Origin of the sequence: Allobosea sp. 67-29 (assembly GCF_001898115.1) — a bacterium.
Taxonomy (GTDB): Bacteria; Pseudomonadota; Alphaproteobacteria; order Rhizobiales; family Beijerinckiaceae; genus Allobosea.
Genome location: NZ_MKSQ01000001.1, coordinates 31,591 through 42,693 on the forward strand (window position 1 = coordinate 31,591; position 11,103 = coordinate 42,693).

An 11,103-nucleotide genomic window follows, 5' to 3' on the forward strand; every position below is an offset into this window, starting at 1 on the left:
TATCGCGAGCGGCATTTTTGCCGCTTTGTTGAGCAAGGCAAAGTTGAAAGGCCGCGCAGCCTATGTCATCGCTGCGGCAAAACAACGGGGGTTAGCATGGGCAAGCGGGTAACGAATGCCACGGCCACGGCCGTTGCCGCGATTGAGACCGCCGCATCGGGCCTGAAGGCGGCGATGCCGGCCGAGTTCCCCAGGCTGCTCTACGGCCGCTCCGTCGCCGAGGATCTCGAGGCGCTGCCGCCAGCACTGCTCGCGCGCGCCGCCGCCGCCGCCTATGAGCACCTCACCGAGCCGCGCAAGCCCGAAACCATCAATCTGCGGTTCCGCGACGACGAGTTCGGCACGGATGGGCGCGATCACCAGATCACCATCCTCGAGGTGGTCAACGACAACAAGCCGTTCCTGCTCGATTCCACTCTCGCCGAGCTGCAGGAGCAGGGTTACGAGCCGCGCCTCGTGGCCCATCCGATCCTTGCCGTCGCCCGCGACGCCAAGGGCAAGTTCGTCTCGCTGGCCGGCGAGGCGACCGGCCGCGCCCCGGAAGGGACACGCCGCGAGAGCCTGATCCATATCCATCTCGACCGGATCGACTCGGCAGAGGCGCGCGAGCGGCTCAAGCTCGCGCTGGAGCGTGTCTATACCGATGTCGGGCTGGCGGTCGACGACTGGGCGGCGATGCGCGGACGCATCACGGAGGTGATCCAGGCCTACCGCGCCAACCCGCCGCCGCTTCCGGAGGACGAGATCGCCGAGGCGCTGCAATTCCTCGAATGGATCGCCGGCGACAACTTCACCCTGCTCGGCGTGCGCGCCTACCGCTTCCCGGGCGGCGACGTCGCCGCCGACCCGATCGAGGGCTCCGGCCTCGGCATCCTGCGCGATCCCGCGGTCAAGGTCCTGCGCCGCGGCCGCGAGCTGGTGACGACCACGCCGGAGGTGCGCGCCTTCCTGGCGCGGCCGCTGGCGCTCATCATCACCAAGGCCAACGTCAAGAGCCGCGTCCACCGGCACGTCCATCTCGACTATGTCGGGGTCAAGCTGTTCACGCCGGACGGGCGCCTCGACGGCGAATTGCGCATCCTCGGCCTGCTGACCTCCAACGCCTATACCGGCTCGGCCCGGGTCATTCCCTATCTGCGCCTCAAGGTGGCGCGCGTCGCCAAGAACATCGGCTTCGACCCGGCGAGCTATTCCGGCCGCGCGCTGATGAACGTGCTCGACGCCTATCCGCGCGACGAGCTGTTCCAGGTCGACGCCCCGACGCTGGAGCAGTTCGCCCTCGACATCCTGCAGCTCACCGAACGGCCCCGGATCCGGGCGCTCGCCCGGGTCGACGAGTTCGATCGCTTCGTCTCGATCCTCGTCTTCATCCCGAAGGATCGCTACGACACCACGGTGCGCCAGCGGGTTGGCGAATTCCTCGCCCGAATCTACAACGGCCGCCTCTCGGCCGCCTATCCGGCCTATCCGGAAGGGCCGCTCTCGCGGACCCACTACATCATCGGACGCGACGAGGGCAAAACCCCGCGCATCGACCGCGCCACGCTGGAGGCCGGCATCGGCGCGATCGTCCGGACCTGGAGCGACGGGCTGAAGGATGCGCTCGACCGCGAGAAGTCCGGCCCTGCCGCCCGCGCCCTGGCCGAACGCTATGCCGCCGCCTTCGGTGCGGCCTATCGCGAGCGTTTCTCGGCCGACGACGCACTGATCGACATCGAGATGCTTCAGCAGCTCTCGGAGGAGCGACCCCGCGCCGTCAACCTGTATCGCCGCGAGGGCGACCCCGCGACCCGCGCCAATCTGAAGGTGTTCTCGCGCGGCGGCGCGATCTCGCTTTCCGCCCGCGTGCCCCTGCTCGAGAACATGGGGTTCCGCGTCGTCAACGAGCGGACCTTCAACGTGATGCCGCAGGGCCAGGGCGGCGCGCCCGAGAACGCCCGCACCTGGCTGCACGACATGACGCTCGAGCGCGCCGACGACGGCGAGATCGACATCGAGCAACTCGATCCGACGATCGAGGCGGCGCTGATGGCGCAGTTCCGCGGCCTCGCCGAATCCGACCGCTTCGACCAGCTTGTGCTCGCCGCCGGCCTCGGCTGGCGCGAGGCGGCGCTGCTGCGCGCCTTCGGCCGCTATCTGCGCCAGGTCGGAGCGCCCTATGCACAGGGCTACATCGCCGATGCCCTGACCCGCCATGCCGGCATCGCGGCCGGTCTGGTCGGCTATTTCGCCGCCAAGTTCGATCCGCGCATCAAGGCCGACGAGCGCGAGCAGCGCATGGCCCAGAAGCGCAGCGAGATCGAGGACGCGCTCGACGCCGTCACCAGCCTCGACGAGGACCGCATCCTGCGCCGCCTGGTCAACCTGGTCGACGCGGCGCTGCGCACCAATTTCTTCCAGCTCGGCCCCGATGGCCTGCCGCGCGAGACGATCACCTTCAAGTTCGACTGCGCCCGGGTCGACGGCCTGCCGCTGCCCCGCCCGCTCTACGAGATCTTCGTCTATTCTCCGCGCGTCGAGGGTATCCATCTGCGTTTCGGCAAGGTGGCGCGCGGCGGCCTGCGCTGGTCGGACCGGCCGCAGGATTTCCGCACCGAGGTGCTCGGCCTGGTCAAGGCTCAGCAGGTCAAGAATGCGGTCATCGTGCCGGTCGGCGCCAAGGGCGGCTTCGTGCCGAAGCAATTGCCGCCGGCCTCCGACCGCGCCGCCTGGCTTGCGGAGGGCACCGAGAGCTACCGCATCTTCATCCGCAACCTGCTGGAGCTCACCGACAATCTCGACGGCGAAACCATCGTGCCGCCGCCGGATACCGTGCGCCATGACGGGGACGACCCCTATCTCGTCGTCGCCGCCGACAAGGGCACCGCGACCTTCTCGGACACCGCCAACGCGATCTCGCTGGAGAAGCACCACTGGCTCGGCGACGCCTTCGCCTCGGGTGGCTCGCAGGGCTACGACCACAAGGGCATGGGCATCACCGCCCGCGGCGCCTGGGAGGCGGTGAAGCGCCATTTCCGCGAGGTCGACGTCGACATCCAGACGACGCCCTTCACAGTCGCCGGCGTCGGCGACATGTCGGGCGACGTCTTCGGCAACGGCATGCTGCTCTCGCCGGCGATCCGGCTTGTCGCGGCCTTCGACCACCGCGACATCTTCCTCGATCCCGATCCGGACCCGGTGACCTCGCTGGCCGAGCGCCAGCGCCTCTTCGCGCTGCCGCGCTCCTCCTGGCAGGACTACGACATGAGCCTGATCTCGAAGGGCGGCGGCGTCTTCTCGCGCCAGGCCAAGAGCATCCCGCTCTCTCCGGAAGTCCGCGCCCTGCTCGACCTCGACCAGAAGGAGGTCTCGCCGCCGGAGCTGATGACCGCGATCCTGAAGGCGCGCGTCGACCTGCTCTGGTTCGGCGGCATCGGCACCTATATCCGCGCCTCCGACGAGACCGATGCCCAGGTCGGCGACCGTGCCAACGACGCGATCCGCATCACCGGCGCCGATCTGCGGACCAGGGTCATCGGCGAGGGTGCAAATCTCGGCGTCACCCAGCGGGGCCGCATCGAGGCCGCTCGCAAGGGCGTCAAGCTCAACACCGACGCCATCGACAACTCGGCCGGCGTCAACACCTCCGACGTCGAGGTCAACATCAAGATCGCGCTGGCCGGGCCGGTCAAGGACGGGCGCCTCGCCGAAGACAAGCGCAACGCCCTGCTCGCGGCGATGACCGACGAGGTCGGCCTGCTCGTCCTGCGCAACAACTATCTGCAGACCCTGGCCCTCTCGCTCACCGAGGCCAAGGGCGTCGCGGCGACGCCGGGCCTGCGCTTCCTGATGCAGACGCTGGAGCAGGAGGGTCGGCTCGACCGCTCGGTCGAGTTCCTGCCGAGCGATGCCCAGCTGGCCGAGCGGGAGAAGCGCGGCGAGGGCCTGACGCGGCCGGAGCTGTCGGTCCTGCTGGCCTATGCCAAGCTGGCGCTTCACGATGCGCTGCTCGAATCGAGCGTGCCGGACGATCCCTATCTCGCGACCGAGCTCGTCCGCTACTTCCCGAGGGCGCTGCGCGACGCCTATCCCGACGCGATTGCCGGCCACAGGCTGCGCCGCGAGATCGTCGCCACCCAGCTCGCCAACGCGATCGTCAACCGCGGCGGCCCGGCCCTCGTGCCGGTGCTGGCCGCGCTGACCCGCTCGGAGGTGCCAGCCATCGCCGCCGCCTATGCGATCGCCCGCGATTCCTTCGACCTGATCGGCCTCAACGGCGAGATCGACGCGCTCGATGCCAGGATTCCCGGCAGGACGCAGCTCGGCCTCTACGGCGCCGCGCAAGAACTCGTCGTCGACCGCATGGGCTGGTTCCTGCGGCGCGGCGCAGCCAGGCCCGGCGCGATCGAGCAGACCATCGCGCACTACGCCAAGGGCGTTGCCGATCTCTCGGCCGAGCTCGACGCATTGCTGCCGGAGGCGGCGGCACAGGCCCGGCTCGCCCGCATCGCCGTCCTCACAGCGGAAGGCGTGCCCGAGGTGCTCGCCACCCGCGTCGCCAGCCTGCCCTCGCTCGCGCAGGCGACCGAGATCGTCGACATCGCCGAGGACGGCAAGCGCCGCATCGGCGACGTCGCCCGCATCCATTTCGGCGTGGACGCGTTCTTCGGCCTGGCCAATCTCAAGGCGGCGGCCGCCGCCGTGCCGGCGACGGACGATTACGAGCGCCTGGCCCGCGAGAGGGCGCTGGAGACGCTGGACGACGCCCATGCGCAGATCACCCGGGAGATCGCCTGCTCCGGCGCGGCCAAGGGTTCGCTCGAAAGCTGGCTGGCCGAACGCGGCGGCGAGGCCGAGCGCACCCGCAGCACGGTCAGCGCCATCGTCGCCTCGGGCTTGACCTTGCCGAAGCTGATGGTCGCGGCCGGCATGCTCGCCGATCTGCCGCGCAGGCACTGAAAGAACGGACATGACCAACGAAACCGGCCCCACCACCCGCGTCGACCCGAAGCTGCTCGAGATCCTGGTCTGCCCGCTGACCAAGAGCACGCTGGAATACGACGCGGCGAAGCAGGAGCTGATCAGCCGCGCGGCCAAGCTCGCCTATCCGATCCGCGACGGCATCCCGATCATGCTGCCGGAAGAGGCGCGGCCGCTGGAGGAGTGAGGCCAGTCGCTATTCCGGGTCGGCCGGTAGGGCCGAGTCCAGAATCGCCGAGCACGGGCTTCGGAGTGGACGGATACGCGCGCGAACCCCTGTCCTGGAAGGAGAGCGGTAGGGTGAGGTGTGGGCCGCTGGACCAGTTGGGCGAGCCCTCACCGCAGCAGCGGCCATCCGACGGCAAATCCGGTTAGGGGCCTTCCCCTCACCCTGCCCTCTCCCGCCGGGACAGTGTTCCCCGCGCCTCTGTTGTCATGGCGCCCAACAGCAACAGCGCTTCCTAGAGCGCCTCGCCCCGCAGCAGCCGCGGCGGGGCGCCTGCAACGCCGGCCGCCTCGCGGATGAAGAAGCGCTTCAGCCCGGGCAGCCGGTCGACCATTCCCAATCCGAGATCGCGGGCCAGCCTGAGCGGCGTCGCATCGTTGGAGAACAGCCGGTTCAGCCCGTCGGTAACGGCGCCCATCGCGACCGTATCGAAGCGCCGCGCCTTCTCGTAGTCTTCGAGCACGTCGAGCCCGCCGGGGTCGAGCCCGAGCCGCGCCGCGTCGACGATCGCCTCCGCCAGAGCGGCGACGTCCTTGAGGCCGAGATTGAGCCCCTGGCCCGCGATCGGATGGATCAGATGGGCGGCATCGCCCAGCAGCGCGAAGCGGTGGTCGACGAAGCGCCGGGCCACGCCGAAGCCAAGCGGATAGGCGTTCATGGGGCTTTCCAGCACGATCTCGCCGAGCTCGAGCCCGAAGCGCGTCTCGATCTCGGCGAGAAGGTCCACCGCGTCCAGCGAGAGCAGCGGCTCGACATTCTCGCTCCGCTCCGTCCAGACGATCGAGGAGCGGTGGCCGAGCTTGCCGCCGTCGCTGAGTGGCAGGATGGCGAAGGGGCCCGACGGCAGGAAATGCTCGACCGCGCGGCCGTGATGCGGGCGCTCGTGACCGATCGTCGCGACGATGCCCGACTGGCGATAGTTCCAGCCGACCCAGCCGATACCGGCCTGCTCCCGCAGCCTCGACCGCGCCCCATCGGCCGCGACCAGCAGGGCCGCGCGTTCGGGCGCGCCTTCCGTGAAGACGATCTCGACGGCATCGTCCTCGACGCGGAAGCGGCGGACGCCGAGGGGCCGCAATTCGGCCCCGACGCGCCGGCACTCAGCCTTCAGTTCCGCCGTCAGGGCGGCGCTCTCGACCATATGGGCGAAGGGCCGGCCGGGCTCGACCTCTCCGTCGAAGGTCAGGAACACCGGCCGCACCGCATCGCCCGCCCGGCTGTCGGAGATCGCCATCTCCGTCATCGGCTGCGCCTTGGCGGAGACCGCGTCCCAGACACCGAGCGTCTCCAGCATAGCCTGCGCGCCGGCCGCCACGGCATAGGCGCGGCTGTCGGCTTTGGGCGCCGCATCGATTCCAGGGTCGGCCAGCACGACGGATGCGGCTGCCCCGAGCGCCTGCTTCAGCGCGAGTGCGAGGCTCAGCCCCGCGATGCCGCCCCCGGCGATGACGATGCGCATGCTTGCTCCCGGCGCGTCGGCCATTCTGCGTCTCCCGGCACCGCTTGACGAGGCGGAGCGCCTTGGTGCTGATGCGGGCAAGACCCGGCTGTTCCTCTGCGGGCCGCCGGCCGCTCCGTCAACCCGACAGCGATAGGCCCATGTCACAGCAGATCAATGCGTCGCTGACGGCGATCCTCGACCTCGAGCGGCTCGAAAGCAATCTGTTCCGCGGTCGCAGCCCCAAGTCGACCTGGCCCCGCGTCTTCGGCGGTCAGGTGATCGCCCAGGCGCTCTACGCCGCCTGCAAGACCGTGGAGGAGCGCCAGCCGCATTCGCTGCATGCCTATTTCCTCCTGCCCGGCGATCCTGAAACGCCGATCGTCTACGAGGTCGACCGCCTGCGCGACGGCCGCTCCTTCACGACGCGGCGCGTGCTCGCCATCCAGAAGGGCGAGGCGATCTTCGCCATGTCCGCCTCGTTCCAGATCGAGGAAGCCGGCTACGAGCATCAGATGCCGATGCCCAAGGTGCCGATGCCGGAGGAGCTGCCGGATCGCGAGGCCATGGCGCGGAACGTTCTGCCGCATATGCCGGACGCCGTTCAGGCCTATTACCAGCGCAAGCGGCCCATCGAGATCCGGCCCGTCGAGCTCGAGCGCTATCGCACCGGCGGCAAGATGGAGCCCAGGTTCAACGTCTGGATCCGGGCAATGGAGGCGCTCCCGGACGAACCGGCGCTGCACCAGAGCGTGCTGGCTTACGCATCGGACCTGATGCTGCTCGATTCCAGCCTGATCGCGCATGGCACCACCGTCTTCGACCAGCGGGTCCAGGGCGCCAGCCTCGACCACGCGCTCTGGTTCCATCGGCCCTTCCGCGCCGACGAATGGCTGCTCTACGCCCAGGACAGCCCCTCGACCTCGGGTGCGCGTGGCTTCTCGCGCGGGCTGATCTTCGATCGCGAGGGCCGGCTGGTCGCATCCGTGGCCCAGGAGGGGTTGATCCGACCCCGGCCGGACCGCGCCTGAGGAAGTTTTGGGCGCCTGCCCGAAAAGAAGGCAGTGGCCTTTATTTTAGGCAAACCCTGGCGATCCCCATCCGAATCGCGTCCGGATTCGCGGTCAGTGCCCGTTTTCCGGCCCCTGGTGGCTTTGGCACGTCCCTTGAATTGCGTGTCGCGACGCACTGCAAACCGCAGGGCGCGCGAGGTGCAACGCGTTCGCCGGGGCTGACGGCCGGCGCCGAGAAGGGGAACCCCAGCACATGAAAATCGTGATGGCGATCATCAAGCCGTTCAAGCTGGAGGAGGTGCGCGACGCGCTGACCGCCATCGGCGTGCACGGACTCACCGTGACGGAAGTGAAGGGCTACGGCCGGCAGAAGGGCCATACCGAAATCTACCGCGGCGCCGAGTACGCCGTGAGCTTCCTGCCGAAGATCAAGATCGAGGTCGCGGTCGGCAACGATCTCGTCGACCGCGTCGTCGAGGCGATCACCGCCACGGCCCGCACGGGCCAGATCGGCGACGGCAAGATCTTCGTCTCCGCGATCGAGAAGGCCGTGCGCATCCGCACCGGCGAGACCGACGCCGACGCCCTTTGAGCATCCGATCCTTCAGGAGTTTCAAGCGATGAATTTCAGGACTTCCCTGCGGGCCGGATTGACCGGCCTCGCGCTCGCCGCGCTCTGCGCTGGCGCGGCCTTCGCCCAGACCGCTGCGCCTGAGGCGCCCGCCGCCGCTGCCGCGGTCCCGAACAAGGGCGACACGGCCTGGATGCTGGTGTCCTCCCTGCTCGTTCTGTTCATGACGCTGCCGGGCCTGGCCCTGTTCTACGGCGGCCTCGCCCGCTCGAAGAACATGCTGTCGGTGATGAGCCAGATCACCGCCACGGCCATCCTGATGTGCCTGATCTGGGTGATCTACGGCTACAGCCTCTCCTTCACCAGCGGCGGCTCGCTGACGAGCTTCGTCGGCTCGTTCTCCAAGGCCTTCCTCGCCGGCGTGAACAATGATTCGACCTCCGACACCTTCACCAAGGGCGTCGTGATTCCCGAATACGTCTTCATCTGCTTCCAGATGACCTTCGCGATGATCACCCCGGCGCTGATCATCGGCGGCCTCGTCGAGCGCATGAAGTTCTCCGCCCTGATCCTGTTCGTCGCGTTGTGGGGTACCTTCGTCTACTTCCCGATCGCGCACATGGTCTGGTTCTCGGAAGGCTACCTCTTCACCCTCGGCGCGCTCGACTTCGCCGGCGGCACCGTGGTCCACATCAACGCCGGTATCGCCGCTCTGGTCGGCGCGCTCGTGCTCGGCAAGCGCATCGGCTACGGCAAGGAGCTGATGACGCCGCATTCGCTGACGATGACCTTCATCGGCACGGCCGTCCTCTGGGTCGGCTGGTTCGGCTTCAACGCCGGCTCCAACCTCGAGGCCACCGGCGGCGCCGCGCTCGCCATGATCAACACCTTCGTCGCGACCGCGGCCGCCGGCCTCGGCTGGCTCTTCATCGAGTGGATCGTCAAGGGCAAGCCCTCGCTCCTCGGCATGCTCTCCGGCATCGTGGCGGGTCTGGTCGCGGTCACCCCGGCCGCCGGCCTGGTCGGGCCGATGGGCGCGATCGTGCTCGGCGTCATCGCCGGCATCGTCTGCTTCTTCTTCTGCACCACGGTGAAGAACGCGCTCGGCTACGACGACTCGCTCGACGTCTTCGGGGTCCACGGCGTCGGCGGCATCATCGGCTCGATCGGCACCGGCATCTTCGTCTCGCCGGCGCTGGGCGGTGTCGGCGTCGCCGACTACGCGATGGGCGCGCAGGTCTGGAAGCAGTTCGTCGCCGTCGTCATCGCCGTGCTCTGGAGCGGCATCGGCTCCTTCATCCTCTACAAGATCGTCGACGTGATCGTCGGCCTGCGCGTCACCTCGGACCAGGAGCGCGAGGGCCTCGACATCGCCGAGCATGGCGAGCGGGCCTACAATATGTGACTGTGCCGGCATCGCTTCCGCGACGCCGCGATTCACGTGAAACCAGCCCCGGCGGGAAACCGCCGGGGCTTTTCCATGGCGGCACCCTCGCGGGCTCGCCGCGCTTCAAGGTTAAGCAGGCCTTAACCACGGCTTCGTAACCTGAACGGGATATGGCCGGCATGATGCGGCCCGAAGCCCGGAACACGACCCGAAGCCGCATGCGCACCATCCGCCGCTCCCGATCGCTCATGGACCGCCTGCCCGATCCGGTGCGGGAGTTCCTGTCGCGCCGTGCCGCCGAGCTCGTCGGCCTGGGTCTCCTGGCCCTGATGGTCGTGGTCGCGCTTGCCCTGGCGAGCTGGTCGGCCGAGGATCCGAGCCTCAACAACGCCACCAACGGCGCCGTGCGCAACTGGCTCGGCCGCCCCGGCGCGATGATCGCCGACCTGCTGATGCAGCTCGTCGGGCTCGGCGTGATCGCCCTGCTCTTCCCGCCGATGATCTGGGCGCTGCGCTTGATCCGCTTCCATCTCTTCGACCGCGGCGCCCTCAAGCTCGGCCTCTGGGTGATCGGCATCACCGCCGCCGCAGCCGTCGCCAGCGCCCTTCCGCCGACGCCGCGCTGGCCCCTGCCCACCGGCATGGGCGGCGTCATCGGCGACGGCCTGCTCTTCGGCACGCGCAACATCGCCGGCATCGCCGGCAGCGCGGTCGCGAGCCTGGTCGGCTTCCTCTATGCCGGCATCGCCATTCTCGCCGTCACCGCGGCAGCCGGCTTCGGCTTCGTCCATGACGAAGACCCTGTCCTCGACGACGAGGCCGATGACGGCCTGTCCGACGGCGAGGAGCGCGGCGACGAGGAGCCCGGCATCGCCGTCATCCTGATCGGCTGGCTCGCCCATGGCGCGATGGCCCTGCGGGCTGCGATCCTGCGCCGCCTGCCGCATCCGCCCGAGCCGGCGGTCGACACCGGCATGGCGCCGCCGGCTCCAGGAACCGGCCGCGTCCGCCGCGAGCCGCAGTTCGGCGCCGCCCCCGCGCCACGCCAGCCGCTGCCCGATTTCGAGCCGCAGCCGCTGCCGGGCGCGCGCGCTCCGGCGGCCCGCGATGTCGACGACGATCCGCCTTTCGACATCGGCGAGGCCGAGGATCTGCGCGACCTCAACGCGCCGCGCGTCGCGGCGAGGGCCCCCGCGCCGAAGCCGGGCAAGCGCATGCAGCGCGAGGCGCAGCCCTCCTTCCTCGACCGTGACGCCTTCGAGCTGCCGCCGCTGACCTATCTGGCCGAGCCGAAGAGGTCGCCGGCCGCTGCCGTCTCGACCGACGCGCTGGAACAGAATGCGACCCTGCTGGAGGGCGTGCTCGAGGATTTCGGCGTGCGCGGCGAAATCACGCAGGTCCGTCCCGGCCCTGTTGTGACTTTGTACGAGCTCGAGCCTGCGCCGGGGACGAAGTCGTCGCGGGTGATCTCGCTGGCCGACGACATCGCGCGCTCGATGAGCGCGGTCT

7 protein-coding genes are annotated in these 11,103 nt (G+C 69.2%); 6 read left to right on the top strand and 1 reads right to left on the bottom strand.

Going from position 1 to position 11,103, the window contains the following annotated elements:
• The first annotated feature begins 96 nt into the window (after positions 1-96).
• Positions 97-4,938 (top strand): NAD-glutamate dehydrogenase, encoded by a 4,842-nt coding sequence (locus BGO20_RS00175; protein WP_291665077.1) that lies wholly within the window; start codon positions 97-99, stop codon positions 4,936-4,938.
• A 10-nt stretch (positions 4,939-4,948) separates the two neighbouring features.
• On the top strand, positions 4,949-5,146 hold the full coding sequence (locus tag BGO20_RS00180; protein WP_291665079.1) for a Trm112 family protein: 198 nt from the start codon (positions 4,949-4,951) through the stop codon (positions 5,144-5,146).
• 274 nt (positions 5,147-5,420) lie between these two features.
• Here BGO20_RS00180 and BGO20_RS00185 read toward each other — a convergent pair whose 3' ends face one another.
• The gene (locus BGO20_RS00185) at positions 5,421-6,668 is read right to left on the bottom strand and encodes a ubiquinone biosynthesis hydroxylase (RefSeq protein WP_291665081.1); all 1,248 of its coding nucleotides are present in this window, start codon (positions 6,666-6,668) and stop codon (positions 5,421-5,423) included.
• Between the two features lie 116 nt (positions 6,669-6,784).
• On the opposite strand from BGO20_RS00185, the gene tesB reads away from it, so the two are divergent.
• The 4 genes from tesB to BGO20_RS00205 all read left to right on the top strand — a co-directional run.
• Positions 6,785-7,654 carry an acyl-CoA thioesterase II gene (gene tesB / locus BGO20_RS00190; protein WP_291665083.1) on the top strand — a complete coding sequence of 290 codons (870 nt, stop codon included), beginning with the start codon at positions 6,785-6,787 and terminating at the stop codon, positions 7,652-7,654.
• Between the two features lie 235 nt (positions 7,655-7,889).
• Positions 7,890-8,228, top strand: coding sequence for a P-II family nitrogen regulator (locus tag BGO20_RS00195; RefSeq protein ID WP_291665085.1), 339 nt, complete (start codon positions 7,890-7,892; stop codon positions 8,226-8,228).
• A gap of 28 nt (positions 8,229-8,256) precedes the next feature.
• On the top strand, positions 8,257-9,612 hold the full coding sequence (locus tag BGO20_RS00200; RefSeq protein ID WP_291665087.1) for an ammonium transporter: 1,356 nt from the start codon (positions 8,257-8,259) through the stop codon (positions 9,610-9,612).
• Between the two features lie 161 nt (positions 9,613-9,773).
• Positions 9,774-11,103 (top strand): DNA translocase FtsK (locus BGO20_RS00205; RefSeq protein ID WP_299856229.1); only part of this gene is annotated, 1,330 nt, incomplete at its 3' end.

Excerpts from the sequence above, each read along its gene's own strand:
- BGO20_RS00175 (WP_291665077.1), top strand. The coding sequence starts at position 97 with ATGGGCAAGCGGGTAACGAATGCCACGGCCACGGCCGTTGCCGCGATT.
- BGO20_RS00180 (WP_291665079.1), top strand. The coding sequence starts at position 4,949 with ATGACCAACGAAACCGGCCCCACCACCCGCGTCGACCCGAAGCTGCTC.
- BGO20_RS00185 (WP_291665081.1), bottom strand. The coding sequence starts at position 6,668 with ATGGCCGACGCGCCGGGAGCAAGCATGCGCATCGTCATCGCCGGGGGC.
- tesB (WP_291665083.1), top strand. The coding sequence starts at position 6,785 with ATGTCACAGCAGATCAATGCGTCGCTGACGGCGATCCTCGACCTCGAG.
- BGO20_RS00195 (WP_291665085.1), top strand. The coding sequence starts at position 7,890 with ATGAAAATCGTGATGGCGATCATCAAGCCGTTCAAGCTGGAGGAGGTG.
- BGO20_RS00200 (WP_291665087.1), top strand. The coding sequence starts at position 8,257 with ATGAATTTCAGGACTTCCCTGCGGGCCGGATTGACCGGCCTCGCGCTC.